This is a genomic window from Halolamina litorea, assembly GCF_026616205.1.
GTDB classification, from domain to species: Archaea; Halobacteriota; Halobacteria; order Halobacteriales; family Haloferacaceae; genus Halolamina; species Halolamina litorea.
Genome location: NZ_JANHGR010000001.1, coordinates 120,213 through 146,339 on the forward strand (window position 1 = coordinate 120,213; position 26,127 = coordinate 146,339).

General features: G+C 68.5%; 31 protein-coding genes and 1 tRNA gene. 12 read left to right on the forward strand and 20 right to left on the reverse strand.

Annotated features, from left to right (window positions below; genetic code table 11):
* Positions 1-2: 2 nt before the first annotated feature.
* The 3 genes from NO998_RS00610 to thsA all read left to right on the forward strand — a co-directional run bounded on the left by NO998_RS00610 (position 3) and on the right by thsA (position 5,179).
* A complete protein-coding gene (locus tag NO998_RS00610; protein WP_267645049.1) occupies positions 3-1,769 on the forward strand; it encodes an ATP synthase subunit A in 1,767 nt (588 codons plus the stop codon).
* Positions 1,769-3,208: a V-type ATP synthase subunit B gene (locus NO998_RS00615; protein WP_267645050.1), complete on the forward strand. Its 1,440-nt coding sequence runs from the start codon at positions 1,769-1,771 to the stop codon at positions 3,206-3,208. Before NO998_RS00610 ends, NO998_RS00615 begins: the two co-directional genes overlap by 1 nt.
* Before the next feature lie 321 nt (positions 3,209-3,529).
* The gene (gene thsA, locus NO998_RS00620) at positions 3,530-5,179 is read left to right on the forward strand and encodes a thermosome subunit alpha (RefSeq protein WP_267647175.1); all 1,650 of its coding nucleotides are present in this window, start codon (positions 3,530-3,532) and stop codon (positions 5,177-5,179) included.
* A gap of 273 nt (positions 5,180-5,452) precedes the next feature.
* Here the strand turns inward: thsA and NO998_RS00625 are convergent, their stop codons facing one another.
* Both NO998_RS00625 and NO998_RS00630 read right to left on the reverse strand, forming a co-directional pair.
* Positions 5,453-6,244 (reverse strand): creatininase family protein, encoded by a 792-nt coding sequence (locus tag NO998_RS00625; protein ID WP_267645051.1) that lies wholly within the window; start codon positions 6,242-6,244, stop codon positions 5,453-5,455.
* Between the two features lie 315 nt (positions 6,245-6,559).
* Positions 6,560-6,659 (reverse strand) — tRNA-Arg (locus NO998_RS00630).
* Positions 6,660-6,743: 84 nt separating this feature from the next.
* On the opposite strand from NO998_RS00630, the gene NO998_RS00635 reads away from it, so the two are divergent.
* The 3 genes from NO998_RS00635 to NO998_RS00645 are packed head-to-tail and all read left to right on the forward strand — an operon-like array spanning position 6,744 to position 8,246.
* Positions 6,744-7,349: an AAA family ATPase gene (locus NO998_RS00635; RefSeq protein WP_267645052.1), complete on the forward strand. Its 606-nt coding sequence runs from the start codon at positions 6,744-6,746 to the stop codon at positions 7,347-7,349.
* The gene (locus NO998_RS00640; RefSeq protein WP_267645053.1) at positions 7,346-7,762 is read left to right on the forward strand and encodes an RNA-binding domain-containing protein; all 417 of its coding nucleotides are present in this window, start codon (positions 7,346-7,348) and stop codon (positions 7,760-7,762) included. The genes NO998_RS00635 and NO998_RS00640 overlap by 4 nt, the downstream gene beginning before the upstream one ends.
* A 1-nt stretch (position 7,763) precedes the next feature.
* A complete protein-coding gene (locus NO998_RS00645; protein ID WP_267645054.1) occupies positions 7,764-8,246 on the forward strand; it encodes an HPP family protein in 483 nt (160 codons plus the stop codon).
* Here the strand turns inward: NO998_RS00645 and NO998_RS00650 are convergent.
* The 8 genes from NO998_RS00650 to NO998_RS00685 form a co-directional block, all read right to left on the reverse strand.
* The gene (locus NO998_RS00650; protein ID WP_267645055.1) at positions 8,236-8,793 is read right to left on the reverse strand and encodes a magnesium transporter; all 558 of its coding nucleotides are present in this window, start codon (positions 8,791-8,793) and stop codon (positions 8,236-8,238) included. The genes NO998_RS00645 and NO998_RS00650 overlap by 11 nt on opposite strands.
* A complete protein-coding gene (locus NO998_RS00655; protein WP_267645056.1) occupies positions 8,790-9,371 on the reverse strand; it encodes a magnesium transporter in 582 nt (193 codons plus the stop codon). Before NO998_RS00655 ends, NO998_RS00650 begins: the two co-directional genes overlap by 4 nt.
* A gap of 45 nt (positions 9,372-9,416) precedes the next feature.
* On the reverse strand, positions 9,417-10,658 hold the full coding sequence (locus NO998_RS00660) for an MFS transporter (RefSeq protein WP_267645057.1): 1,242 nt from the start codon (positions 10,656-10,658) through the stop codon (positions 9,417-9,419).
* Positions 10,659-10,744: 86 nt separating this feature from the next.
* Complete coding sequence (locus NO998_RS00665) at positions 10,745-12,130, reverse strand: signal recognition particle protein Srp54 (RefSeq protein ID WP_267645058.1); 1,386 nt, start codon at positions 12,128-12,130, stop codon at positions 10,745-10,747.
* Positions 12,131-12,188: 58 nt separating this feature from the next.
* Positions 12,189-13,235: a preprotein translocase subunit SecD family protein gene (locus NO998_RS00670; protein ID WP_267645059.1), complete on the reverse strand. Its 1,047-nt coding sequence runs from the start codon at positions 13,233-13,235 to the stop codon at positions 12,189-12,191.
* A 181-nt stretch (positions 13,236-13,416) separates the two neighbouring features.
* Positions 13,417-13,989 (reverse strand): hypothetical protein, encoded by a 573-nt coding sequence (locus NO998_RS00675; protein ID WP_267645060.1) that lies wholly within the window; start codon positions 13,987-13,989, stop codon positions 13,417-13,419.
* Positions 13,990-14,032: 43 nt separating this feature from the next.
* On the reverse strand, positions 14,033-14,680 hold the full coding sequence (locus NO998_RS00680) for a twin-arginine translocation signal domain-containing protein (protein WP_267645061.1): 648 nt from the start codon (positions 14,678-14,680) through the stop codon (positions 14,033-14,035).
* A gap of 43 nt (positions 14,681-14,723) precedes the next feature.
* Entirely contained in the window at positions 14,724-15,245 is a 522-nt protein-coding gene (locus tag NO998_RS00685; protein ID WP_267645062.1) for an Ntn hydrolase family protein, read from the reverse strand.
* Positions 15,246-15,338: 93 nt separating this feature from the next.
* On the opposite strand from NO998_RS00685, the gene NO998_RS00690 reads away from it, so the two are divergent.
* Positions 15,339-16,496, forward strand: a complete 1,158-nt coding sequence (locus NO998_RS00690) for an outer membrane protein assembly factor BamB family protein (RefSeq protein WP_267645063.1) — start codon at positions 15,339-15,341, stop codon at positions 16,494-16,496.
* 15 nt (positions 16,497-16,511) lie between these two features.
* On the opposite strand, the gene ftsY is transcribed toward NO998_RS00690, so the two are convergent.
* The 7 genes from ftsY to NO998_RS00725 all read right to left on the reverse strand — a co-directional run bounded on the left by ftsY (position 16,512) and on the right by NO998_RS00725 (position 20,311).
* On the reverse strand, positions 16,512-17,627 hold the full coding sequence (ftsY, locus tag NO998_RS00695; RefSeq protein ID WP_267645064.1) for a signal recognition particle-docking protein FtsY: 1,116 nt from the start codon (positions 17,625-17,627) through the stop codon (positions 16,512-16,514).
* A 6-nt stretch (positions 17,628-17,633) separates the two neighbouring features.
* On the reverse strand, positions 17,634-18,092 hold the full coding sequence (gene pfdA, locus NO998_RS00700) for a prefoldin subunit alpha (protein ID WP_267647176.1): 459 nt from the start codon (positions 18,090-18,092) through the stop codon (positions 17,634-17,636).
* Positions 18,092-18,268: a 50S ribosomal protein L18Ae gene (gene rpl18a, locus NO998_RS00705; RefSeq protein WP_267645065.1), complete on the reverse strand. Its 177-nt coding sequence runs from the start codon at positions 18,266-18,268 to the stop codon at positions 18,092-18,094. Before rpl18a ends, pfdA begins: the two co-directional genes overlap by 1 nt.
* A 65-nt stretch (positions 18,269-18,333) precedes the next feature.
* Positions 18,334-18,999, reverse strand: coding sequence for a translation initiation factor IF-6 (locus NO998_RS00710; RefSeq protein WP_267645066.1), 666 nt, complete (start codon positions 18,997-18,999; stop codon positions 18,334-18,336).
* Between the two features lie 6 nt (positions 19,000-19,005).
* Positions 19,006-19,284, reverse strand: a complete 279-nt coding sequence (locus NO998_RS00715) for a 50S ribosomal protein L31e (RefSeq protein ID WP_267645067.1) — start codon at positions 19,282-19,284, stop codon at positions 19,006-19,008.
* Complete coding sequence (locus NO998_RS00720; RefSeq protein WP_267645068.1) at positions 19,284-19,436, reverse strand: 50S ribosomal protein L39e; 153 nt, start codon at positions 19,434-19,436, stop codon at positions 19,284-19,286. Before NO998_RS00720 ends, NO998_RS00715 begins: the two co-directional genes overlap by 1 nt.
* Before the next feature lie 185 nt (positions 19,437-19,621).
* Positions 19,622-20,311, reverse strand: coding sequence for a DUF5828 family protein (locus NO998_RS00725; protein ID WP_267645069.1), 690 nt, complete (start codon positions 20,309-20,311; stop codon positions 19,622-19,624).
* A gap of 117 nt (positions 20,312-20,428) precedes the next feature.
* Between NO998_RS00725 and NO998_RS00730 the strand changes: the two genes are divergently transcribed.
* The 3 genes from NO998_RS00730 to NO998_RS00740 are packed head-to-tail and all read left to right on the forward strand — an operon-like array spanning position 20,429 to position 22,856.
* A complete protein-coding gene (locus NO998_RS00730; RefSeq protein ID WP_267645070.1) occupies positions 20,429-20,809 on the forward strand; it encodes a helix-turn-helix domain-containing protein in 381 nt (126 codons plus the stop codon).
* Between the two features lie 45 nt (positions 20,810-20,854).
* A complete protein-coding gene (gene thrC / locus NO998_RS00735) occupies positions 20,855-22,156 on the forward strand; it encodes a threonine synthase (RefSeq protein WP_267645071.1) in 1,302 nt (433 codons plus the stop codon).
* Positions 22,157-22,211: 55 nt separating this feature from the next.
* Positions 22,212-22,856: a DUF7095 family protein gene (locus NO998_RS00740; RefSeq protein WP_267645072.1), complete on the forward strand. Its 645-nt coding sequence runs from the start codon at positions 22,212-22,214 to the stop codon at positions 22,854-22,856.
* A 38-nt stretch (positions 22,857-22,894) separates the two neighbouring features.
* On the opposite strand, the gene ftsZ is transcribed toward NO998_RS00740, so the two are convergent.
* From ftsZ to NO998_RS00755, 3 genes are all read right to left on the reverse strand, one after another.
* Positions 22,895-24,082: a cell division protein FtsZ gene (ftsZ, locus tag NO998_RS00745; RefSeq protein WP_267645073.1), complete on the reverse strand. Its 1,188-nt coding sequence runs from the start codon at positions 24,080-24,082 to the stop codon at positions 22,895-22,897.
* Positions 24,083-24,085: 3 nt separating this feature from the next.
* Positions 24,086-24,265: a ribbon-helix-helix domain-containing protein gene (locus tag NO998_RS00750; RefSeq protein WP_267645074.1), complete on the reverse strand. Its 180-nt coding sequence runs from the start codon at positions 24,263-24,265 to the stop codon at positions 24,086-24,088.
* A 189-nt stretch (positions 24,266-24,454) separates the two neighbouring features.
* Positions 24,455-24,904 carry a double zinc ribbon domain-containing protein gene (locus tag NO998_RS00755; protein ID WP_267645075.1) on the reverse strand — a complete coding sequence of 150 codons (450 nt, stop codon included), beginning with the start codon at positions 24,902-24,904 and terminating at the stop codon, positions 24,455-24,457.
* Between the two features lie 152 nt (positions 24,905-25,056).
* On the opposite strand from NO998_RS00755, the gene NO998_RS00760 reads away from it, so the two are divergent.
* On the forward strand, positions 25,057-25,668 hold the full coding sequence (locus tag NO998_RS00760; RefSeq protein ID WP_267645076.1) for a translation initiation factor IF-2 subunit beta: 612 nt from the start codon (positions 25,057-25,059) through the stop codon (positions 25,666-25,668).
* A gap of 73 nt (positions 25,669-25,741) precedes the next feature.
* Positions 25,742-26,107, forward strand: coding sequence for a hypothetical protein (locus tag NO998_RS00765; protein ID WP_267645077.1), 366 nt, complete (start codon positions 25,742-25,744; stop codon positions 26,105-26,107).
* Positions 26,108-26,127 lie beyond the last annotated feature (20 nt).

Below are 26,127 nucleotides of genomic sequence, written 5' to 3' on the forward strand. Positions count from 1 at the left end.
CAATGAGTCAGGCAACAGACGTCGCCGCGGAAGAACGCGGCCAGATCGAGAGCGTGAGCGGTCCGGTCGTGACCGCCGTCGACCTCGACGCCCGAATGAACGACGTCGTCTACGTGGGCGACGAAGGGCTGATGGGCGAGGTTATCGAGATCGAAGGCAACGTCACGACGGTCCAAGTGTACGAAGAGACCTCCGGGGTCGGCCCCGGCGAACCCGTCGTCAACACGGGCGAGCCGCTGACGGTCGATCTGGGTCCGGGGATGCTCGACTCCATCTACGACGGCGTCCAGCGTCCGCTGGACGTCCTCGAGGAGAAGATGGGGTCGGCGTTCCTCGACCGCGGGGTCGACGCGCCGGGTATCGACATGGAGCAGACCTGGGCGTTCGAGCCCGAGGTCGAGGCAGGTGACGAGGTCGAGGCCGGCGACATCGTCGGCACCGTCCCCGAAACCCAGACCATCGACCACAAGGTCATGGTCCCGCCGGACTACGAGGGTGGCGAGGTCGCCGAGGCCGAATCCGGCGACTTCACCGTCCAGGAGCCGGTCGTTACGCTGGAGAACGGCGAGGAGATCCAGATGCACCAGGAGTGGCCGGTGCGTGAGGCCCGTCCGGTGCACGAGAAGCAGACGCCGACCGAGCCGCTGATCTCCGGTCAGCGTATCCTCGACGGCCTGTTCCCGCTCGCGAAGGGCGGGACGGCGGCCATCCCGGGTCCCTTCGGCTCCGGGAAGACCGTCACCCAGCAGAGCCTCGCGAAGTTCGCCGACGCCGACATCGTCGTCTACATCGGCTGTGGCGAGCGGGGCAACGAGATGACCGAAGTGATCGAGGACTTCCCGGAACTGCCCGACCCGCAGACCGGGAACCCGCTGATGGAGCGGACGACCCTGATCGCGAACACCTCGAACATGCCCGTGGCCGCACGCGAGTCGTGTGTGTACACCGGGATCACCATCGGGGAGTTCTACCGCGACATGGGCTACGACGTGGCGCTGATGGCCGACTCCACCTCCCGGTGGGCCGAGGCCATGCGCGAGATCTCCTCCCGACTGGAGGAGATGCCCGGCGAGGAGGGCTACCCCGCCTACCTCGCCGCGCGCCTCTCGCAGTTCTACGAGCGGGCCGGCTACTTCGAGAACGTCAACGGCAGCGAGGGCTCGATCTCCGTGATCGGCGCCGTCTCGCCGCCGGGCGGTGACTTCTCCGAGCCGGTCACGCAGAACACCCTGCGTATCGTCAAGACGTTCTGGGCGCTGGATTCGGACCTCGCGGAACGCCGGCACTTCCCGGCGATCAACTGGGACGAGTCCTACTCGCTCTACAAGGACCAGCTCGACGAGTGGTTCGAGGAGAACGTCGCCGCCGACTGGCCCGAGCGTCGCCAGTGGGCCGTCGACGTGCTCGACGAGGAGAGCGAACTGCAGGAGATCGTTCAGCTCGTCGGGGAGGACGCCCTGCCCGACGACCAGCGGCTGACCCTCGAGGTCGCCCGCTACATCCGTGAGGGCTGGCTCCAGCAGAACGCCTTCATCGAGGTGGACCAGTACTGTCCGCCCGAGAAGACGTTCATGATGCTCGGCGCCATCCGAACCTTCAACGAGGAGGCCTTCGAGGCGCTCGAAGCCGGCGTCCCGATCGACGAGATCACGTCCATCGACGCCGCGCCCAAGCTCAACCGCATCGCAACCACTCCCGACGACGAGGTCGAAGAACACGTCGAGGAGCTGACCGAGCAGATCGAAACCCAACTGCGGGAGCTCTACTGATGAAAGAGTACCAAACCATCACCGAGATTTCGGGCCCGCTCGTCTTCGCGGAGGTCGACGAGTCCATCGGGTACGACGAGATGGTGGAGATCGAGACCGCCAACGGGGACACGCTCCGTGGCCAGGTCCTCGAGTCCGCCGACGACATCGTCGCTATCCAGGTGTTCGAGGGCACCAGCGGTATCGACCGCAACGCGTCCGTGCGCTTCACGGGCGAGACGCTGAAGATGCCCGTCACCGAGGACCTCCTCGGGCGGGTGCTCGACGGCTCGGGCTCGCCGATCGACGGCGGCCCCGACATCGTCCCGGACGAGCGCCACGACATCGTCGGCGAGGCGATCAACCCCGTCTCGCGTGAGTACCCCGAGGAGTTCATCCAGACGGGCGTCTCGGCGATCGACGGCATGAACACGCTGGTTCGCGGCCAGAAGCTGCCGATCTTCTCGGCTTCGGGGCTCCCCCACAGCGACCTCGCGCTCCAGATCGCCCGACAGGCGACGGTGCCCGAGGAGGACGAGCAGAGCGACGACGGCGAGGGATCGGAGTTCGCCGTGGTCTTCGGCGCGATGGGGATCACCCAGGAGGAGGCAAACGAGTTCATGGACGACTTCGAGCGCACCGGCGCGCTGGAGCGCTCCGTCGTCTTCATGAACCTCGCCGACGACCCGGCGGTCGAGCGGACGGTCACGCCGCGGATGGCGCTGACCACCGCTGAGTATCTCGCCTTCGAGAAGGGCTACCACGTCCTGACGATCCTGACGGACATGACCAACTACTGCGAGGCGCTCCGAGAGATCGGCGCCGCGCGTGAGGAGGTCCCCGGCCGGCGTGGCTACCCCGGCTACATGTACACCGACCTGGCCCAGCTCTACGAGCGGGCCGGCCGTATCGACGGCCGCGAGGGCTCGGTGACGCAGATCCCGATCCTCACCATGCCCGGCGAGGACGACACCCACCCGATCCCGGACCTGACCGGCTACATCACCGAGGGGCAGATCGTGATGGACCGGAACCTCGACAGCAAGGGGATGGAACCGCCCGTCAACGTCCTGCCCAGCCTCTCCCGGCTGATGGACGACGGGATCGGCGAGGGCCTGACCCGTGGCGACCACGGGGACGTGAAGGACCAGCTGTTCGCGGCGTACGCGGAGGGTGAGGACCTGCGCGACCTCGTGAACATCGTCGGCCGCGAGGCACTGTCCGAGACCGACAACAAGTACCTCGACTTCGCCGACCGCTTCGAGACGGAGTTCGTCGATCAGGGCTACCGCACCAACCGAGAGATCGACGAGACGCTCGACATCGGCTGGGAACTCCTCTCGATCCTCCCGAAGACGGAACTCAACCGTATCGGCGAGGACCTCATCGAGGAGTACTACGTCGAGGACGCCGGCGTCGACGCCGACGACGGCTCCGAGGAAGCGCCCGCGGACGACTAAGCCAGATCACGGCTTGGATCGAGAGTGACTCCGGCGTCGCTCTCCGGGCCTCTGTTGGCGTGACCGTGTGATGCCATCCGCCGTTTTCCCCGTTTTTCACTACGCCGCCAGCCCGTGCTCGCGCGCGTACGTGAGACGTTCTCCGCTCTCGGCGACGACCACCCTGAAACGGGTATTTATACTCTCGCTTGATACACGTTAGCAAACCCTCCTAGCGCCCCTGTGTGGCCTTTTCACACGGTGTGGCCAAAGGATTTATATAGAACCACGGACAATCCATCGGTGAACATGAGTCAGCGACAGCGCATGGGCAATCAGCCCATGATCGTACTCTCCGAGGACAGCCAGCGAACCTCCGGGAAGGACGCCCAGGAGATGAACATCACGGCCGGGAAGGCCGTCGCCGAGTCGGTCCGAACCACGCTCGGGCCCAAAGGCATGGACAAGATGCTCGTCGACTCCTCGGGCGGCGTCGTCGTCACGAACGACGGCGTGACCATCCTCAAGGAGATGGACATCGATCACCCCGCGGCCAACATGATCGTCGAAGTCTCCGAGACCCAGGAGGAGGAGGTCGGCGACGGCACCACGACCGCCGTCGTCGTCGGTGGCGAACTCCTCGACCAGGCCGAGGAGCTCGTCGAGGCCGACGTGCACCCGACAACGATCGCACAGGGCTACCGCGCGGCCGCCGAGAAGGCAAAGGAGATCCTCACCGAGGAGGCCATCGAGGTCACTGCCGACGACTACGACACCCTGACCAAGATCGCCGAGACGGCGATGACCGGTAAGGGCGCCGAGACCGCCAAGGACACGCTCGCGGAACTGGTCGTCGACGCGCTGCTCGCCGTCCAAGACGAGTCGGGGATCGACGCCGACAACGTCTCCATCGAGAAGGTCGTCGGTGGTTCCATCGAGAACTCCGAGCTGATCGAGGGCGTCATCGTCGACAAGGAGCGCGTCGACGAGAACATGCCCTACGCGGTCGAGGACGCCGACGTCGCGCTGTTCGACGGCGCCATCGAGGTCAAGGAGACCGAGATCGACGCCGAGGTCAACGTCACCGACCCCGACCAGCTCCAGCAGTTCATGGAGCAAGAAGAGAAGCAGCTCCGCGAGATGGTCGACCAGCTCGTCGACGTGGGCGCCGACGTGGTGTTCGTCGGTGACGGCATCGACGACATCGCCCAGCACTACCTCGCCCAGCAGGGCATCCTCGCGGTCCGCCGCGCGAAGAGTGACGACCTGAAGGCGCTGGCCCGATCCACCGGCGCGACCGTCGTCTCCTCGCTCGACGACATCGAGGCCGACGACCTCGGCTTCGCCGGCTCCGTCGCCCAGAAGGACATCGGCGGCGACGAGCGCATCTTCGTCGAGGACGTCGAGGAGGCCCGCTCGGTCACGCTCGTCCTCCGGGGCGGCACCGACCACGTGGTCGACGAACTTGAGCGCGCCATCGACGACTCCATCGGCGTCGTTCGAACGACGCTGCTCGACGGGCAGGTGCTGCCCGGCGGCGGCGCTCCCGAGACCGAACTCGCACTCCAGCTCCGCGCGTTCGCCGACTCCGTCGGGGGCCGCGAACAGCTGGCCGTCGAGGCGTTCGCCGACGCGCTGGAGGTCATCCCGCGCACCCTCGCCGAGAACGCCGGGCTCGACCCGATCGACTCGCTGGTCGACCTGCGCGCCACCCACGACGGCGGCGCGTTCACCTCCGGCCTCGACGCCTACACGGGCGACATCATCGACATGGAGGAGGAGGGCGTCGTCGAGCCCCTCCGAGTGAAGACGCAGGCAATCGAGTCCGCCACCGAGGCGGCGACGATGATCCTCCGCATCGACGACGTCATCGCCGCCGGCGACCTCGCGGGCGGTCAGGTCGGCGACGACGACGGCGGGGACGAGATGCCGCCGGGCGGCGGCGGCATGGGCGGCATGGGCGGCATGGGTGGCATGGGCGGCGCGATGTAAGCTCGGCCGGCGACTCACACTACCCCGTCCCACGCATCGACCGCCGACCGGGACACGGAACACCCCCGTTCGGCGTCTGACAACTCTCCACACGTTTTCGACGGCGTCGCTGATTCCTCCGGTATTTATTAGTGAGTCCCACGCGGGGATTCACACACCCGACTGGTCCGTCGGGTTGTCAGAGGCAGGCCGGCGGGACGTACTGCTCCCGCTATCGTTTGATCCTGGTGTGGTGCCCTCTCTGAGCACGGGGGCGCTCCCAGTTTCTCGGGCCTACTCGCTGATTGCCACCAGCAGCGCCGCCAACTCGTCGACGAACCCTTCGAGCATCCGCTCGCCCTTCTCGGCGCTCACCCGGGAGACGTCGCCCATCGCCCCCGACTCCGACCACTCCTCCACGTCGAGCGTGACGTTCAGCGGTCCCGGCCCCAGCAGGTCCGAGGGGGCCTGTTCGTACTCGGTCTCCCACTGGGTCGCCGCCATCAGTTCCTCGTCGACCAGTTCGGGGGTCAGATGCAACATCATGGAGGTCTCCAGTTCCCCGCCGTGGGCCATCCCGCCGAGGTCGCTCTCCCGGATCTCGTCCATGAAATAGGTCCCGAGTTCGAAGTAGGTCAGCCCCAGTACCTCCGTGTCGGGCTGTTCGGCGCCCACCCGCCCCGTCGCCGCCGCGATCAGCGGTCGGTTCCCCCCGTGGCCGTTGAGGAACAGGATCGTATCGAAGTCGTTGCCCAGCGCGCTGTCGGCGATCTGTGAGAGCACGTCGTGGAGCGTCTCGAAGTCGGCGCTGACGGTGCCGCCGAAGGGCAGGTGGTGTGGCGAGTGGCCCAACCAGAGTGGTGGCGTCGTCAGAACCGGCACGTCGTCGGCCTCCGCGACGTACTCGGCGGCGCGGGTGGCCACCGCCTCGACGAGTATCGTGTCCGTCCCGGTCGGAAGGTGGTGTCCGTGCTGTTCGAGGGCCCCGATCGGGACGACCAAAACCGATCCGTCCTGCTCGGCGACCTCCCGGATCTCGTGGTACGGTTTGCCCGCCCAGGCGACGGGACTCGTGGTGTTAACCATGCGAGTAGTTGGCAAACTCTGGGGAAGTAGCTGCTGGTGGCGGCGATGGACGTCGACGTCCAGCGGGGCCCCTCGAAACCCACGGGCGCCGCTGCAGCTCACGTTCGTTCGCAGACAGCGGGCGCGGTGGGACTCCCGCGAGCGGAGCGAGTGGGAGTAAACCGCGGTCGTTGACTGACCGAAGGGAAGGAAACGGGCGCGGTGGGATTCGAACCACGGTCGCTCCCGTTCGCTCGCTACGCTCGCTCACCTCCCGCTCCCTGCTTCGAATCCCACGCGCGACGCTCTCGGTCTCACTTCGTTCGACACGAGAAGCGGGCGCGGTGGGATTCGAACCCACGGCCACCGGATGGCTCCCCCCGCGGGACCACCGGGGTTAGAAGTCCGACGCTCTGTCCAGCTGAGCTACGCGCCCTCACCCGAACATCAGCCTCCGCCCGCAAAAGCGGTCGGGTTCGTCCCGTAGCCCTTAACCCCGGCTGCCGAGAACCCCGAGCCGATGCGAATCATCGGCACCGTCGGGCTTCCGGGGAGCGGCAAGGGCGAGGCCGCAGCGGTCGCCCGGGAGGAAGACATCCCGGTCGTGACGATGGGCGACGTGATCCGGGAGGAGACCCGCCGCCGCGGGCTCGACCCGAGCGAACACCACGGCGAGGTCGCCGGCAAACTCCGCGAGGAGGAGGGCGAGACCGCCATCGCCGACCGCTGTATCCCGATGGTCCGGGAGGCCGCCGAGGGACAGGCGGGGGAACCGGTCGTGCTCGTCGACGGCCTGCGCTCGATGGCCGAGGTCGAGCGATTCGTCGAGGCGTTCGGCGACGAGTTCCTGCTCGTCTCGATCGAGGCGCCCTTCGACCTGCGAGCGACGCGACTCGGCGACCGCGGGCGCGAGGCGACCGACCTCGACCGCGAGAAGCTCCGCGAGCGCGAGGAACGTGAACTCGGATTCGGCATGGGAGAGGTGATGGACGCCGCCGACCTCACCATCGAGAACGACGACACGCTGGAGGGGTTCCGCGAGCAGGTCCGTGCGGTGCTCGACGCCGGCGCGGCCGCGGTCGGCGCTGACGACCACGAAGCGGGTCCGGAGGGTGAGAACGAATGATCTACAGCATCGACGTGACGATCGAGGCACCGGTGCAGGGAACCGAGATCGCAGACCGGGTCGAGGACGCGGTGACGAACCTCTTCCCCGACGCCGAGTTCCGCCGTGAGCCCGACCGCTTCATCGCCGAGAGCCACTCCCTTGACGCCTTCTCGGATACGCTCCACGAACAGGAGATCCTCGACACCGCCCGCCGGGAGTTCTTCAACGGCCGGGACGACGAGGGCTTTTCCTTCTCGCTGAAGAAACAGCCCGCCTTCGAGGGCGTCGTCAACTTCGCGGTCGGCTCCGAGGACGAACTCGGCGACATCCGGGTCCGCGTCGACGTGCGCGAACCCGACGTCGAGTCGTTCATCGACTACGTCGCCCCGCCGACCGAGGACGGCCGCCCGGTCGACCCCGACGACCGCTGAGGTGTCCTCCGCCGTCCGGGCCGGCGTCCACGCCGGTACGCTGCTCGCGGCCACGGGCGTCGCCGCGCTCCTGACCGGCCGTCCCTTCCTCTTCCCCAGCCTCGGCCCCTCCGCGTACCTGCTGGCGACGGCGCCGAAGGCCCCCGCGAGCCAGCCTCGGACCGTCCTCGCGGGCCACGCCGTCGGTGTCGTCGCGGGGCTGTTGGCCTCCGGGCTGATCGCGCCGGGACTTGTCGTCATCGAGCCGACCCCGGCGTTCTCGTCGGCGACGTTCCGCCTCGCCGCCAGCGCGGTCGTCTCGGTGGCGCTGACGACCGGCGGAATGGTGCTCACCGGCCGCGAACACGCACCGGCGTGTGCGACGACGCTCATCGTCGCGCTCGGCCTCCTTCCGTCGCCGACCGACGGGGCGATCATCCTCGCGGCGGTGGCGCTGTTGCTGGCCGTCGACGCGCTCCTCGGACGATCGGGTCTCAGAGCGTGAGCTGAACCACCACGAAGAGTACGACGACCCCGAGCACGTCGCAGGTGTTGGTGACGACCGGGATCACCACGTCGTCCGGGTCGAGTTCGAAGCGGTAGGCGCCGTAGGTCGCAGAGAGGGTGAGCACCACCGCGAGGGCCGCGAGCGTGACGCCGCTGAGAAGCGAGATCCGGACTACCGTGCCGACGCCCAGCGCCGTGCCACCCACCAGCGACTGGAGCCCCCACGCACCCACGCCGACGACCGGGAACAGCGTCACCGCGAGCGCGACCGTCGCTAGCGCGTTGCCAGCCAGCGTCTCGTCGCTCGGCGAGAACTCGAACGTCCCGAGGTGGAACGCCGTCGACAGCCTGGAGGCGAGGATGCTCCCGAGGTTGCCCGCGGTCCCGATCGTGACCGGCACCAACACCAGCAGCGTGGGGTACTGATAGAGCGACGCCTCGAAGCTCCCGAGCACCAACCCCGAGCCGACCTCGACCATCGTCATCGCCAACAACACCGGGAGCATCGCCCGCGTGATCCCCCGGACCGACCAGTCGGTCGTCATCCGACACCCCCGGCCGCGAGCACGATCCGCACCGAGAGCAGCAGGAAGGCGACGCCGAACACGTCGCCAGTCGTGGTCACAACGGGGCCGACGAGCGAATCGGGGTCGTGCCCGCGCCGGTAGCCGGCGAACACGACGAGCACGACGACGACCGTCAGCGCGATCCCCGAGAGCAGTCCCGAGAGGAGGCTGATCGCGAGCAGCGTACGCAGCGGGGCGACGGTGTCCCCGAGCAGCGTCAGGATCAGGAACACGGCGACGGCGGCGACGGCACACGCGAGCAGGCCGTTAGCCAGCGCGGCCGCCGCGGCCCCGCGAAGCCGCTCGTCACCGAGGTCGACGTGGGGTTCGACCAGCCCCTGATGGAGGCCGGTCGAGAGCCGCGCGCCGAGGCTGCCGTAGACGTTCCCCCGGGTCGCCAACAGCGCGGGCACCGCCACCAGCAGCCCCGGAACCGCCCGCAGTTCCGCTTGCATCCCGCCGAGCACGACGCCCGCGAGCAGGCCGCCGACGAGGCTCGCGACGAGTGCGGGCAACGCCGCCTCGTAGGCCTCGCGTGCGACGGCGATGACGCTCATTGTCGAACGAAACAGCCGGCGGGGTGAAAAAGACCGCGAGCGGCCTCACTCCTCGCCGCCGATCAGGGCGATCCCCGCAAGCAGCCCCAACGCGACCACGAACGCCCCACCCAGCGTCGCGAACGCCGCGGTGTAACCCTGCGTGTCGATCAGGAACCCCGTGACCCCGGGGGCGACCGCGCCGGCGAGCATCAACACCGTCCGCACGACGCCCAGCCCACCGCCGGCGGCGTCGTCGGGAAGCAGCGACATCAGGAACGCGCTCCGGACGGGCCGGAAGCCGTGACAGCCCAGCCCGAAGACGACGACGGCGACGCCGACGGCGATGATCCCCTGTACCGAGAGCAACAGCGCCGCGCCGAGGACGGCGGCCCCGACGGTGACGAACAGCATCGGCAGCCGCCCCACGCGGTCGGTGAGTTCGCCGGTGCCCAACTGGACCAGCGAGACGACGAACAGCCCGGAGTAGAGCGTGTTGGCCAGCCCCTGTTCGAGCCCTGCGCCGTCGGTCAGGTAGATGGGGAGGAACGCCACGACGCCGTTGTAGCCGAAGGCGAACGCGACGGTGACGCCGACGAACAGGCCGACCCGCGGGATCGCCATCAGCCGGAGATACCCCCCGAGCGAGCCGTCCATCCCGCCGTCGTCGCCGGACTCGTCGACGGCGCCGTCGCCGTCGAGGTGTCGCGGGGTCCGTCGGACGAACAGCACCGTCAGCGCGACGACGACGATCGCGCTCGCGAGGAACAGGCCGCGCCAGTCCGGCAGCGCGTAGGTCACGGCCAGCGGCGCCGCGACGCCGCCGAAGGCCGCGACGGTGTCGAGCACGCCCAGCGCCCGCCCGGTCCGTTCCGTGTGGACCGCCGCGAGCAGGCGGACGGCGACGGTCTTGTGGGCGCCCGTGCCGAGGCCGATCAGCAGCATCCCGCCGACGATGCCGAGGAACTCCCCGGGCACCGTGTCGATCGGGCCGGCCGGGATCGACAGGTCCGGCAACGGGAGCGGGAGGACGAGCGCGAACGCCCCGAGGGCGGCGACGGCGGCGCCGCCGGCGATCACTCGCACCGGGCCGCGCCGGTCGGCGATCACGCCGGAGGGGAACTGCATCAGCGCGTAGACGGTCATCAGCGCCGAGAACGCGAGACCGGTGGCGGTGTTGGAGACGCCGAAGGCCGCCTGGAACGGCTCGAACAGCGGCGGGAACAGGTAGCGGACGAACTTCGCCATGAACCACAGCAGCGACGTGAGGATCAGCGCGTCGTAGCGTGCGAGGCGGCGAAGCTCCATTCGTCCGGCGCTACCCCGCCCGCGCGGAAAAAGCGCGCGGATGCGGCGAACGCGGGGGCGGTTCGACCGTTACTGGCTGTCGGCGTTTATCCGAACGGCCCCATGCCGCCGAGGCCGCCACCACCGCCGTCGCCGCCCTGCATCTTCTTCATCATCCGCTGCATGTCGCCGTCGCCCATCCCCTGGAACTGACTCAGGGTCTGGTCCATCATCTTGTGTTGCTGGAGCAGTTCCTGTACCGTCTCCTCCTCGGTGCCCGAACCGCGGGCGATGCGCTGGACCTGCGAGGCGCCGATGGAGCGGGGGTCCTCCAACTCCTCGTCGGTCATCGAGTCCATGATGACCTCGAAGTTCCGCATCCGGTCTTGGGTCACGTCCATCGCGTCGTCGGGAAGCTGATCCATCAGCCCGCCGCCCATCCCCGGGATCATGTCCATCACCTGGTCGAGCGGCCCCATCTTGTTCATCGCGTCCATCTGGCGCTGCATGTCCTTCAGGGTGAAACTCCCCTGCAGCATGTCCTCGGGCTCCCAGTCGTCGTCCTCGCCCGTCTCCTCCATCGCGCGCTCGACGCGCTCTGAGAGCTGTTTGAGGTCGCCCATCCCGAGCAGCCGGGAGATGAAGCCGTTGGGCTCGAAGCGCTCGATGTCCTGGACGGTCTCGCCGGTCCCGAGGAAGGCGATCGAGGAGTCGGTCTCGTTGACGGCCGTCAGCGCACCCCCACCTTTCGCGGTCCCGTCGAGCTTGGTGATGGCGACGCCGTCGACGCCCACGGCGCTGTCGAACTCCCGAGCCTGTGCCTTCGCGCCCTGTCCGATCGCGGCGTCGAGTACGAGCAGGTTCCGGTCGGGGGCGACCGCGCGCTCGATCTCCTCGATCTCCTCGATCAGGTCCGCCTCCAGGGCGTGCCGACCGGCCGTGTCCACGATTCGGATGTCCGCGTCCTCGGTCGCCTCCATCCCATCGCGGGCGATCTGGACGGGGTCCTCGGCGTCCGGGTCGCCGTAGAACTGGACCTCCGCGTTCTCACACATCTGTTTGGCCTGCTCGTAGGCGCCGGGCCGGAACGTGTCGGTCTGGATGACCGCCGGTCGCAGGCCCTTCGTCGAGAACCACCACGCCATCTTGGCGGCGGTGGTCGTCTTCCCCGACCCCTGGAGGCCGGCGAGCATGATCGTCTGGGGCTCCAGCGGGATCTCCGTGGAGTCGCCGACGACTTCGACCATCTCCTCGTAGACGATCTTGAGGATGTGGTCACGCGCGGAGGTGCCACCCGGCGGCTCCTCGTTGAGCGCGCGCTCCTCGATGTTCGAGGAGAGATCCATCACGAGGTCGACTTCGACGTCGGCCTGCAGCAGCGAGCGCTGGATCTCCTTGACGATCTCTTGGACGTCCTCCTCGTCCAAGCGGGACTTCCCGCGGAGCTTGTCCATCGTGCCCCGCAGGGAGCTCCCGAGGTTGTCGAGTACCATCTTACCCCACTCTTGACGGCGGACCGGTAAACGTTTGTCCGTCCTCGCGGCGGGAGCGCTACGAACAGTCCGAGACGGTCACGTCGCTCGGGACGGTGAAGGAAACGATTCCCAGCGCCGCCGCGATCTCGTTCGCCGTCGTCTCGTCCGCGACGCTGATGACGAACTCCCCGGTCCAGTCGCCCGAGCGGATACTGGCAGCGAGGCCCCTGCTGAGTGGCCCCTCCCACACGGTCTCGCCGTCGTAGCGTGCGACGAGCGGATGCCGGTCCGGCGCGTTCAGCGCCCCGACCTCCACGAGCGCCTCGCTCACCCGCGCCCGTGCCTCGTCGGTCAGCGTGAACGGGATCAGGTACGCGTCGGAGCGCTCCGATTCGGACGGCTCGGAGACAGACGCGATATCGCCGGCCCCGATCAACGGTGTCGTCGACTCGCCGCCCTCGACGGTCACCTCGAACGAGCCGCTCCCCGAGATCGCGTCGACGGAGTCGACACCGTCGATCAACGCGACCGCGGTGACCGGATCCGGTGGCTCGGGGACGGCGAGTCGCACGTCGATCTGATCGGGCTGGATCGCGTCGCCCGCCGCCAGCGACGACCGGAGTTCGACGGCGACGGCCTCGACGGTCGGGACCGACCAGCCGTCGCGGGTGTCTCCCGGGTCGGAGACGCGCTCCAGCAGCCCCTGCAACGACTCGTCGTCGTTGATCGCGTCCCGCACGGCCGGCCCGAACTCGACGACGTACGTCGTCCCGCCGCCGGATTCGACGGCCCGTTTCCGGACCGCCGTCCCCGCTTCGAACCCCTGCCCCTCGGTCAACTCCGTGAACAACTCCTCGGCCGCCGTCTCCTCGTCGAGTTCGACCGAAGCGCCGAGCGTCTCGACGGTGTAGACGATTCCCGCGTCGACGCTCTCACAGGTCGGGACTCCGTCGATCCGTTCGATCCCGGCCGCCGACGCCTCCTCGCTCCCGGCACCCCTCGTCGTCCCGTCTCGGGATTCTGCGCCCACCGAGTCGCCGCCGACGCACCCCGAGAGGAGAACCAGCGATCCGACTCCGGCACGAAGCAGCGCTCGCCGCGTCCCCGGTTTCCCGTCCCGCATTCGTCCCGGAGGTGTGATTCGATTCACAAAACGTTGTTGCCGGAGGTGACTCACGATCGGCGGCAGTACCTGTCTACGGCGTTTCCTGGCCGGTACTCGCCACTCGACTACATCCTTCAGTGTGGTTCCTCGTGTCGGCCGACCCGTTCCGACCGCGTCGACGGCCCTCCGATACGGTTCGCTACGAGACGCCGAACCCGAACTCGGTCACCCGCTCGAAACGCGCCGGGATTCGGATGAACGTCGCCGCCACGTCCCTGCCGTCGTCGGCCTCGCAGTCACCCTCCTGTTCGACCGTCTCGTAGCTGAGGTCGACGTCGGCGCTCCCCGCGGGTGCCCCGGCGTCGGCCGCTCCCCACTGGAGCCGTTCGAGCGACCACTCCTCGCAGTGGCGGACGGGGCGTTGGTGGACGAGCACCAGTTCGGCCGAGAAGTCGGTCTTCTCGACCACCGAGCGGGCGGCGTCCACCCTCTCGGCGTCGTCGGCGAAGTACAGTGCCTCCCGGTCGTTGCTGTCGGTGACCAGCCAGTGGGTGTCCGTCCACTCCGGGAACGGGTCCACGACCGTCGACCGGACTGCCGGCTCGCCGCTCGCGTTCCGAACCGTTCGGCTCGTCGGATCGTCGACTGTCCCGGCGTAGCTCTGTTCGCCGACCGTCGCCGTCTCAGTCGCGTCGTCCCTGCTCGAACAGCCGCTCAGACCAGTGAGGAGGAGGCCGCCAGCGGCGAGGGCTCGTCGTCGCGTGAGGACCATGTCGCTACCGATGGCCCGGGGCTGCCGTAGTCGTTGTGCTCGGTTACAGCGACTCGACCCGAACCGAGTCGAGGTAGTGGGTCGCGTCGGCCTCCCAGACCACGCTCACGCCCAGCGAGAGGTAGAGCGTCTCGGGAACCGACGCCGGCTCCCACGTGAAACCGTACTCGCGCCAGCCCGCCGCGAGGTGGAGTGGTTCCCGCAGGCCGCCGTAGGGCGCGCCGTCGACGTTCGAGGAGTTCTGCCCCGGATCCGGGAAGTCCGCCTCCGCCGTCGGTGCCTCGGGCCCGAGGGAGGCGACGACGTTCCGGAGCGTGTTGAACGACTCCGACTCGCTCCAGGCCTCGAACGTCACGTCGAACGCCTCGGCGTCGCCGGGCGAGAACTCCGTCGTCGCCCACGCGGTGCCGTCGTCGTGGTCGCCCTCGGTGAACACCGAGAGGCCCCAGTCGCCCGCGGCGGCTTGCGTCTCGGACCGCTCGATGGCCCACTCGAAGTCGGCCACGTCCTCCTCCGGGCCGATGTGGGCAGCCGTCTCCCAGCCGAAGCCGTCCTCGAAGCCCTCGGTGAACAGCGGGCCGTCGTCGTTGTCGCCGCTACCTGGGAGTGTACAGCCCGCGAGCGCGGTGCCGAGACCGATTGCGGCACCCGCCTTCAGTGCCTCGCGTCGACTCGGCGGTCGGTTGTCCATAGCGAAACTACCAGTCAGAAAGCCAACTAGCTTGCGGCCCGGGTCACGCGTCAGCCAGCGTCCACACGTCCGCCTCGTCGCCGGTCCGGGTATCACGCTCACCGACGCCCTCGATCAGCTGTCGGGCGAACGCGGCGGCTTCCGCCAGATCCGCGGGGACGCCGGCCTCCAGCCGGCCGAACGCCAACTCCGCGCCCGTCCCGAGCGCCACCGGCGAGTCGTCGATGACGCTCCCGTCGGCGTAGACGGCACGGACCTGTGCCCGCCCGTCGGCGTCCCGGGCGACGACGGCGGCGTCGGTGCCGACGTCCCGGGCCACTTCCGTGGCTAACTGCGTGAACGGCTCGATTCCGGGGTTGTCGCCGTGGTCGGCCTCGTAGCTCCGTCGTTTCCCGTCCAGTTCGCGCCGGAAGCGATCCGGATCCGCGACGGCGGCGCCGCCGCAGTCCCCGAGATCGGCGATGCGGTCGGCCTGCTTGCTGCTGACGGTGTCGTTGTCGACGACCAGTCGGTCCGCGGCGACGACGGCGCCTCCCTCTGTCTCGAACGCGACGACGGTGGGCATGGTTTGGGTTTGGGCCGCCCGAGTGAAAACCGTCCGCCTCGGCTACGGCCCAGCGCCGGTGGCCCCAAGTCCCCCCGTGCCGAACTCCGAGTAATGCCCTCCCGACGCGACCTGCTGGCGGCTCTCGGCGCTGGCGCGGCACTCGGCGTCGCTGGCTGTGCCGGCCGCGACTGCAGCCCCGTCACCCCCAGAGGAATCGACTGGACACAGCCGGGCGGCGACGCCGGCAACACGGCCGCGGCACCGGACCAGTCGCTCCCCGCCCGCGTCGGCGAACGATGGCGCGCCTCGATCGCTCCTGAGGGAGAGCTCCTCGCGTTTGCGGGCGCTGCTGTCGTCGACGGCCTTGTCGTCACTGCAGGCCGGGATACTGAGGGTGGGTTCCACGCCTCCGTCGGTCTCCGAGACGGCGATGCAGGCCCGTGGTACCCCATCTCTCAACGGATTGCTGCTCCGCCGGTCGCCGTCGGAACCACCACTGCACTCGTCCACCAGACCGATGCAGGGTCGGAACTCCGCGTGCTGGACAACGGCGTCGAGGAGTGGACCCGACCGCTCGACGGTTCGGGACCACCGACACCGCGTGCTGTCGAGGGAACCCTGTTCGGCGGTGACGCCAGCAGCGCGTTCGCCGTCGACACGGCGTCCGGCGAGGAGCGCTGGCGGCGTGCGTTCGGCGACGACCGGGAGGGCGGGGCGGTCTCGTTCCCGCCGGCGGTCGACGACCACGCGACCTACGTTGCCGTGACCAGTTCGAGCGACCGCGGGATCTACGCGCTCGACCGATCCACCGGCGATGTCGAGTGGTCGGCCGCGGGACCACGGGCGTTCCGCGGGCCGGTCCGGACCGGCTCGATCCTGATCGTTCCCGTCGAACGGGAGCTGCTGGCGTTCGACGCCGCCAGCGGGGAGCGAGCGTGGTCGACGCCGACGCCGGCCGACCGCCGGACGTTCCTCCCTCCCGCGGGCGCCGATGACCGGCTCGTTGTCTCCGACGGCACGTCGATACACCGCCTCGACCAAGCGACGGGCGAACTCGGCTGGCGCGTCGACTACGAGACTGTCGGCCGGCCGATCGTCGTCGGCGACGCGGCGGTCGTCGATACCGAGTCCGGCGTCGTCGCCCACGAACTCGGAGACGGGAGCGAGCGCTGGCGACTCGAGGACGTGTCGCTACTCGCGCCGCTCGGGAACGGCGTGTTGGTTCGACGGGAGGACGAACTGGTCGCGTGTACGGCCTGCGAAAACTGAGGGAGCGCCGACGGGCTACTCGTCGCCGAGCAGGTCCGCGACCAGCGCCTCGGGGTCGAACGCCTGAATGTCGCCGTAGCCCTGGCCGGTGCCGAGGAACAGCACCGGCTTGCCCGTGACGTGGGCGATCGAGATGGCCGCGCCGCCCGAGGAGTCGGCGTCGGCCTTCGTCAGCACCGTGCCGTCGATCTCGGCGGCCTTGTTGAACTCCTTGGCGCGCTCGACGGCGTCCTGTCCGGCGACGGCCTCGTCGACGAACAGCGTCATCTCGGGGTCGACCACGCGGTGGATCTTCTCCAACTGCGTCATCAGGTCGTTCGAGGTGTGGAGTCGCCCGGCGGTGTCGCCGAGCACCACGTCGACGCCGTTGGCCTCGGCGTACTCCACGCCGTCGTAGATGACCGCCGCGGGGTCGCCGCCCTGCTCGTGGGCGATGACCTTGCGACCGACGTTCTCGGCGTGCTTGCTGATCTGCTCGCTCGCGCCGGCGCGGTAGGTGTCGCCGTTGGCGAGGACGGAACTGTAGCCACGCTCGCCGAGCCACTCGCTCATCTTGGCAATCGAGGTGGTCTTGCCGACGCCGTTGACGCCGGTGAACACGATGGTCACCGGCTTCTCGGCCTCGGCGATCCGCTGCTCGAAGTCGAACTGGCCGACCGAGATGACCTCGACCAGCGCGTCGTGGAGCGCGTCCTCGACCAACTCCGCGGTCGTGTCGACCTGTTTGCGGCTCTCGCCGATCAGCTTCTCGCGGACGCTGTCGAGGATCTCCTCGGCGACGCTCATCTCCACGTCGCTCTCCAACAGCGCCATCTCCAGCGACCAGAGCGGCTCTTCGAGGTCCTCCTCCTCGATGATCACGCGCCCGGTCGCGAAAGCGGCGGCCTGCCGGAGCCGACCGGGGCCGCCGTCGTCGTCCTCGTCGCTCGGCTCACGATCCGGCGCCGCGGCGGGCGTCGAGGGTTCGTCGTCGGCCGCCTCGGCCGTCGACGACGTGTCGGTCTCCGCTTCCGCTTCTGCTTCCGCCGCTTCGGCTTCGGCTTCAGCGGCCGCTTCGGCCTCCTTCTCCTCGACTTCCTCCTCGACGTCCTTGCGGAACGAGCCGAGTTTCTCCTTCAGTCCGTCGAACATGGGTCCTTACTCGCCGCCTTCGTCGCCCATCTGCTGCATCTGCTGCATCTGCTGTTGCTGCATCTGCTGTTGCATCTGCTGGGCGCGCTGTTCGATCTCCGCGCTCTCCTCTTCGAGGTCCGAGATGTCCGAGCGGACCTCGTCGATGCGGTCGTCGAGCGACTCCTTCTTGGACTCGAGTGCCTCGATGGCGTCGTCACCCTCCTGCTCGGCCGCGTAGCCGCCGCCGAGGCCGACGATGACCTCGTCGATGTCCTGCACTTCCGCGCGGACGTAGGCGCCGCCCCCGAGGGGGACCTGCACCGTCGAACCGCTTTCGAGCGTGCCGATCGCCTCGATGGCGTCGTCGACGCCCGCCTTCTCGTCCTGGAACTCCGTGATCTCGGCTTCCTTCTCCTCGATCTCCGCGTCGATCTCTTCGAGCTCCTGGGAGAGCTGCTGGAGCTGCTGCTGACCTCCACCCATCATGCGGCGGTCACCTCCGAGATCTCGATCTGCGTGCGCTTGAGGTTGTGCTCGGCACCGAACTGCGAGAGCACGTGCTCCTCGGCGACCGACTCGTTCTCCGCCTCGACGCTCCGCTCGAAGGCCTGCTGCCCGTCCCGGGCCTCGAACGTACCGCTCACAGTAAACTGGCTCATACCCGAAAAAGGCCGCGCGAGCGGGAAGTAGCTTCCGAAAGGGTTCTCGTTCGGCGTCGCCGGGCTTACTCCAAGTAGCCCAGCGTGTCCTCGATACGCCCCAGTTCCGGACCGGTGGTGTCACGCCCGACGACGTAGCCGTCGTCGTTCGCGACCAACCCCGAGCCGACCAGCGGGGCGCCGTAGTTGATCGTCCCCACGTCGGCGTAGACGCCGAGGAGCTCCTCGACGGCCTCCAACTCCGCCTCCCGGGAGCCGGGCTGGCAGAGTACGCCGTTGTTCGTGGCGACGGCGGCGGTACCGACGGTGTCCACGTCGCCGAGCGATCCACGCTCGACGGGGACCTCGAGCGCCTCGCCGACCACGTCGACCTGCTCGTCGGTCAGGTCGGGGTGGACGTAGGCACCGTTGTCGTTGGCGAGTACGACGTTCCCGGCGGCGTTGATCCGCCCCGGCAGCCCGTGGACGGGCTTGTCGGTCGCCGACTCGATACGCTCGCGCTCGCGGTCGGTGGCCCGACCGGAGACCAGCAGGCCGTTCTCGTTACCGACGGCGAGTGCGCCGACGGTGTTGGAACCGGCGACGGTCGTCGGCAGGGCATCGACGCCGAGCTCGTCGGTCATCCCCTCGATGACGTCGTCCTCGGCGTCCGGACGGATCAGCAGACAGTCGTCAGTCGCTCGCGCGAACACCCCGACGTACGAGGAGCCGGCGAAAGCCGCGCGGAACACGACGTGTTACTCCGCCGGCTCGGCCTCGACGACCGTCTCGCCGTCCTCGTCGAACCGTGCGGCGCGGACGCGGATGGAACTCGGAGGCTTGCTTCGCCCGCGCTCCCAGACGGTCTCGTTGACTGCCGGGTCCAGACGGACCTCGTCCTCGTCGACCGAGAAGTTCTTCGCCAGGTGCTCGCGGACGATCGACATCGCACGGTCGCCGCGCTCCTGCTTCGGCGCCTTCTTCGCGTCGCGGAGCGGGACGGTGACGACCCGCTCCTCGAAGTCGTTCGCGCTCATTATTCGTCGATGTCAGAGCGCCGCCAGTTGCGCCGCTTCGGGTTGCGGGTGACTTCCATGTCGGTCTTCATCATGACCCACGCGGGAACGCGGGAGTTCTGTCGCTCCTTCTTACCGAGTCGCTTTTTCTGCGCTTTCGACTTCTTCCCCATAGTGGCCGTGAGTTCCCCCGCTCGACGTAAAACGCTGTCCATCCGCGCGAACACCCCGTGCGGGCGCGCCGATGGCTCTCCCCGTCCTGTCTCTGCCGTGGAAAAACCCGGTCGGCCGCCGTCGGCTCAGCCCGCCCTCGACTTCTCTCAAGCCGACACCCACCGAGTCGGGCGACAGAGCGCCCTCAGTTGGTTGTCGACTTCGAGCGCCCCTCGCCCTCCGTCGGCGGGACTTCGACGCCCTCGGCGGCCTCGGCGGTGACGGTCTCCTTCTCAACGTCGACGTGCCAGCGGTCGATCTGGTCGTCGTACTCCGAGAGGCGTTCGCTGACCTCGCTTTTCAGGTCGTCGTCGTTGATGTTGACCTCAAAGACGAACTCGGCCTCGGCGCCCCGGGAGCTCTGCTGGACGTTCGCGCTCACCAGTTCGTTGTCGAAGTAGTACGGCGCGAGTTGGGTCATGACCTTCCGGTAGACGGTGTCTTCCACCGTCCGGATGGCCTTCCGACTCGCCGAGTCGGCCGCGCGGGTGGCGTAGCCGATGGAGTCCTGCCAGCGCTCGATGGCGCCGCCGTTGTCGCCCTCTTCGACTTTCTCGTAGGATTCGGTCAGCTTCTCGCCGGCGGACTTGATGTCGTCCTCCGGCTCCTTCCCCTCGCGCTCGCCGGGGCCTTCCTGGATGCTCGCCTGCTCCGCGGTCTTCTCCTCGACGTCCTCGTCGAGGGTCTCGTGAGCCTTCGGGCGCCACTCGTCCCACGCCTCGAACGCGTCACCGTCGACACCGGCGTCGCGCAGCGCGCGAGTGATCCGTTCACCGTGTTCGACCACGTCGCCCCACGAGCCGCGCTGTTTGAAGCCGGCGATGCTCTCCTCCATCTCACCGGAGGAAAGGTCGTGCTGACACATAAGTCCACGTAGTCCCTGTCAGCACACGCCACGACGCCGTTGCCGCTGTCACCCGGCTTTTAGCGTGCGGGACCCCATCGGAGGCGTATGAGCGACGCCGCCGACCGGCCGGCGATGACCGACCTACTGGAGACCGAACGGCCGGACTTCCGGCAGGTGCTCTCCTGTGTGTTCGGGGTGCAGGACCACCAGAGCCGCGCCTACCTCGCGCTGCTCGACCGCCCCGAGAGCACCGTCGCCGAACTCGCCGAGGCCCTCAACCGCGACCGGAGCAACGTCAACCGATCGTTGACGGCGCTGCTGGAGAAGGGACTGGTCGAACGCAACCGGCGACTGCTCGACCCCGGCGGCTACGTCTACGAGTACACCGCGGTCCCGCTGCCGGAGGCGAAAGCGATGCTCCACGAGGCCCTCGACGAGTGGGTCGAGAGCGTCCACGGCCGCATCGACGACTTCGGCGACGACTGACACGCCCCGCCCCACTTTTCCCCTCCGGGCCCCCAGCCACGCTCGATGACCGACGCGCTCTCGCTCGACGCTCCGGCGCCGACCCGGCCCGACGGCGTCGACGGCGACTGTTGGCTGGCCTGTATCGACTGCGGCGCGACGTTCCCGCCGTTCGCGGCGATCCGCTACTCCTGTGACGACTGTGGCGGCCTGCTGGAGGTCCGCTACGCCGACCTGCCTGATTGGGACGCGTTCGAGGGTCGGGGGGTCTGGCGCTACGCCGCCGCACTTCCCTTCGAGACGGGCCGGACCGGCCCGCTCGACTCGGATCACCCGTCAGGAGTGAGCCTTCCCGAAGGGGACACCCCGCTCTACGAGGTCCCCCGCATCGAGGACGAACTCGGCCTCGACCGGCTCCGCGTCAAACACGAGGGGATGAACCCCACGGGCAGTTTCAAGGACCGCGGCATGACCGTCGGCGTCGGCGCCGCCGCCGCCGTCGGCGTCGACCGACTCGCCTGCGCGTCGACGGGCAACACCTCCGCGGCCCTCGCGGCCTACGGCGCCCGCGCCGGCCTCGAAACCCTCGTCCTGCTCCCCGCGGGGAAGGTCGCCGCCGGTAAGGTCGCCCAAGCGGCGCTCCACGACGCCCGCATCCTCGAAGTCGACGGCAACTTCGACGACTGCCTCGACATCGTGCAGGACCTCGCCGACCGCGGCGAGGCCTACCTGCTCAACTCGCTCAACCCCTTCCGGCTGGAGGGCCAGAAGACGATCGGGCTGGAGATCCTCGAACGGTTCCGCGACGAGGAGGGCGGCTACCCCGACCGGATCGTCCTCCCCGTCGGGAACGCTGGCAACACCGCGGCGCTCTACAAGTGTTTCCGCGAACTGGTCCAGGCCGGCGCGCTCGCCCGCGAGGACGTGCCGAAACTCACCGGCGTTCAGGCCGCGGGCGCCGCACCCTTCGTCGAGGCCATCGAGAACGGGAGCGAGACCGTCGAACGCTGGGAGACCGTCGAGACCATCGCCACCGCCATCCGTATCGGCGAACCGGTGAACGCCCCCAAGTCCCTGCCCGGCGTGCGCGAGACCGGCGGCACCGCCGTCGCCGTCGCCGACGAGGCGATCACGCAGGCTCAGCGCGACCTCGCTCGCGAGGGGATCGGCGTCGAACCGGCCTCCGCAGCCTCGGTCGCCGGCCTCCGGAAGCTCCGCGAACGCGGCGAGATCACGTCCGACGAGGAAGTCGTCTGTCTGACGACGGGCCACCTGTTGAAGGACCCCGAAGCCGCCGCGGCCGCCGGCGGGGAACCGGAGTCCGTCGCCGCCGATACCGGCGCGGTGCTCGAGTTGGTCGGCGAATAACGGCGTCCGACACCGCCCCGTCAGCCTCTTGACTCGCGGTCACCGGGGTTCGGGTATGGAGCGTGCCGCCGCGCTGGACCGCGTCGAAGCCCTACTCGACACGATCGAACAGGAGACGATGCCGGTCCCGGTCCGGGAGGTCTGGCTCTACGGCGACGCCGCCCTGGGGCTCGATCCGGTCGAGCGACTCGACGTCTACCTCACCAAGGACATGCTGCTCGAGAGCGACGACGCCGTCGCCGACCGCTTCGAGCGCGAGTACGGGATCAAGGGCGTCGGCAGCACCGTGCGCGCCGAGTGGGCCGAACAGCACCCCGACGCGCTGCGGGCCAGCGACAACGGCTACGCCGCCCCCGAGAAGTGTCTCGGGGCGCACCTGACTGGCTCCGACGAACCGATCCACCTCGAAGTCTGTAACGCCCCATTCGGCGACAACGTCACCCAGCGGCTCCGTGGCGCGCTCGACCGTGGGGCCTACGAACAGGTCCTCGACCCGCGGGGTGCCTGCCTCTGGGTCGACGGCGAGCGAGAGGCGGAGACCATCGAGAAACTCCGGGCCGGCGAACTGGCGTTCCCGACGCTATCGGAGGCGCTCGGGATGCTCGGTGCCGACGAGGACGAGGCGACGGCCGCCGCCGAGGCGGTGCAACGGCGCCGGGCCGAGCGGTCCGGCGCCACCGTCCGCGGCGACGTCGTGTAGCCGTCGCTTCCGGGTGGGAAAACGGAGGAGGGGCCGCCTCAGCGGATGACGTCGAGGTCGTTGTCGCTGTCGTCGTACTGGTCGCCGCCGTCGCTGGCGGGCGAGCCAGTGTGCTTGGCGTTGCTCTTCGCGTCGAAGTCGACGTCGTCGAAGTCGCCCTTCCCGAGTGCCTGCTTCGACGCGTCGGCTTGTTTCTGCGTGCTCGGCCCGAGCACCTGCGCGGACTGGACGCCGGTCATGATGGCCATGACCCGCACCTTCCCTTTGTAGTTCTCCTGGATCCGCGCGCCCCAGATCACGTTCGCGCTCGCTTCCAAGCGCTCGGTGATGTTGTCGGCGATGCCCTCGGCCTCTTTGAGCGTGAGGTCGGGGCCGCCCGTGATGTGGACCAGTCCGCCGCTGGCGCCGCGGTAGTCGACGTCGAGCAGCGGGTGGTTCATCGCGTCGTTGACGACCTCGTCGGTCTTGTTCGAGTCCTGGGTCTCGCCGACGAGCATCACCGCGACGCCGCCCTGATTCATGATCGTGGACATGTCCGCGTAGTCCAGGTTGATCAGCGACGGCTGAGTGATGGTCTCGGAGATTCCTTTGACGGTCTCGGCGATGATCTGGTCCATCACCGAGAACGCCTTGCCGATCGGGAGGTTCGGCACGTAGTCGAGCAGGCGGTTGTTGTCCAGCACGATGATCGAGTCCGCCTCGTTGCGGAGCTTCTCGAGCCCTTCCTCGGCTTTCACCGTGCGGGCGCGCTCGACGTTGAACGGCGTCGAGACCATTCCGACGACGATGGCGCCCTGCTCCTTGGCGATGCTGGAGACGACGGGTGCGGCACCCGTCCCCGTCCCGCCGCCCATCCCGGCGGTGACGAACACGAGGTCCGCGTCGCCCAGCACTTCCTTGACCGTTCCTTGGGCCATCTCGGTGGCGCGCTCGCCCATCTCGGGGTCGCCACCCGCACCGAGGCCCTGTGTGAGGGACTTGCCGACGAGGATCTTCGTGTCGGCTTCGATCATCTTCAGATGCTGTTTGTCGGTGTTGATGGCGACGGTCTCGGCGCCGTCGACCCCGATGTTGTAGAGTCGATTGATGGTGTTGTTACCCGCACCACCGGCACCGACGATGACGATCCGGGGGTCCCCGAACTCGTCACCGTCGCTGTCGACGTCCTGCATCGATCGCTGCTCGGCCTCCGCGTTGTCTAAAGCGTCTTGAACGATATCCTGCATGTATTACACCTTGGCCCAGCTGCGCTCACGACGACCGGTCCCCTCGGTCGCGTTACTTTCGTCGATCATCTCCCGGACAGCCGACCGGATCGCTTCGCTCCGGTTCGGGAACTCCCCGGTTTCGACCATCTGTTCGACCTCTTCGACCTGCTGTCGTGGTATACGCAGTGTGACACGCTCCATTGTTTGTTTCCCCCGGTAAGACGAACCGGCGCGAGCCGTCGCCTACAGTCCCACCCGGGCGGGGTCCCCGCCCCGTCCGGCTCTGTAAGACGACCGTCTTACGCGTCGGGACAAACGTGGCTATCTGTTAAAAAGATACCGGCGGTTTTACCTGTGTGTAAGACGTCGCCCGCAGTCGTCTGACGGCCGCTACGCGTGGTCCAACACGTCGGCGGTCGAGTTCCGTCTCCCACAGCCCGGACAGAACGCCCACTCGGGGTCGATCTCCTCGCCACACTCACAGTGTGGCTGTCCCCGGTGTTGCTCGCCGCAGTTGGGACAGAACGCGTGGTCGGCGCTCACGGCCGCTCCGCACTGTTTACACGTCTCCTCGCCGTCGGCGGCCGGCGCGTCGTCGTCGTTCGCTCGGCCGAGGTTGATGTTTACGGTCAGGTCGGTGCCCGCCTCGTCGCCGTCGACGCTCACCGACGCCTCACGTGGTCCGTGGTCGACGGCCGCCACCTCCCGCTCACGGCCCACCGACGGGTGTCGGTCGAGGAACTCCCGAAGCGCCTCGCGCATCACCTCGCTCTTCGAGGCGTCGAGGCCGTCCAGTCGCTCGACGAGCGCGTCGTCGGCGCGGAAGGTGATCTTGCTCACACCCGGGACGTGGGCAGGCACCTATAAGTAATTTGCCCAGAACCGCCCGGAAGCGCCGACGAACCGGCCGGTTGGCGCACACACCCGCGTACGCGTAGGAGTCACGGCGCCTCCTCGGAAGCCATAAACCCCCTGCGCCGGTTACTACCCGTATGGAGTACGAGACGAAACTCGATCGGGCGCTCGAGCTCGTGCCCGAACTCGGCGGGAGCGACGAGCGTCTCAGCGTCCCCGACCCGACGGCACAGAAAGACGGGGCGTTCACCCGACTCACCAACCTCAAGGAGATCGCCGACGCGCTCTCCCGCGAGGAGGAGCACCTCCACCGCGAGATCCAGAGCGAACTCGGCACTGCCGGGCAGCTCGGCGACGGCCGCTCGCGCTACAACGGTACCTTCTCCCAGCGGGACTTCCAGGCGGCCATCGACAGCTACATCGAGGAGTTCGTGCGCTGTTCGGAGTGTGGCCTGCCCGACACCCGGCTGGTCAACGAGGACGGCACGATGATGCTGCGCTGTGAGGCCTGTGGGGCGTTCCGCCCGGTCACCAAGCAGTCGACCTCCAGCAGCCAGCAGACCACCACCGAGATCACGGAGGGCGAGACCTACGAGGTCGAGATCACCGACACCGGCCGGAAGGGCGACGGCGTCGCCAAGCGCGGCGACTACACCATGTTCGTCACCGGCGCCGAGGAGGGCGAGACCGTCCGCGCCCGCGTCAACAACGTCTCGGGCAACCTCGTGTTCGCCCGCAAAGTGAACTGAGTCGCCGACCGCACCCGCTCCCGTTTTCCCGCCGGCCATCACTCCCTTGACGGCCGGCCCCGAAACGTTCGGTATGACGAACCCCAGCGACGAGGCCGCGCGCCGCCAGCGCGACCGCCAGCAGCGACAGGACGAGATCATCGCGGAGTTCGAGGGGGCCATCGAGGACGTGAAGTTCCCGGTCCACTCCGCGGAGATCGCCGCCGAGTACCGCGACGCCCCCGACGAGGTCGTCGCCGAGGAGGAGTCGCTCAGTAGCGTCCTCGACCGGCTCGACGAGGAGTACGACGACGAACTCTCCGCCCGCGAGGCGGTCCTCGAGGAGTTCGGCGCGACCGACCACGACGAGCCCGCCGACCTGGAACGCGAGCGGATCGCCGAGGCCGAGCGGGCCGCGACCGACGTCGACGACGTCGAGGAACTCGAGGCCGAGGCGTAGCTCGGCCCACATCGTTTTGC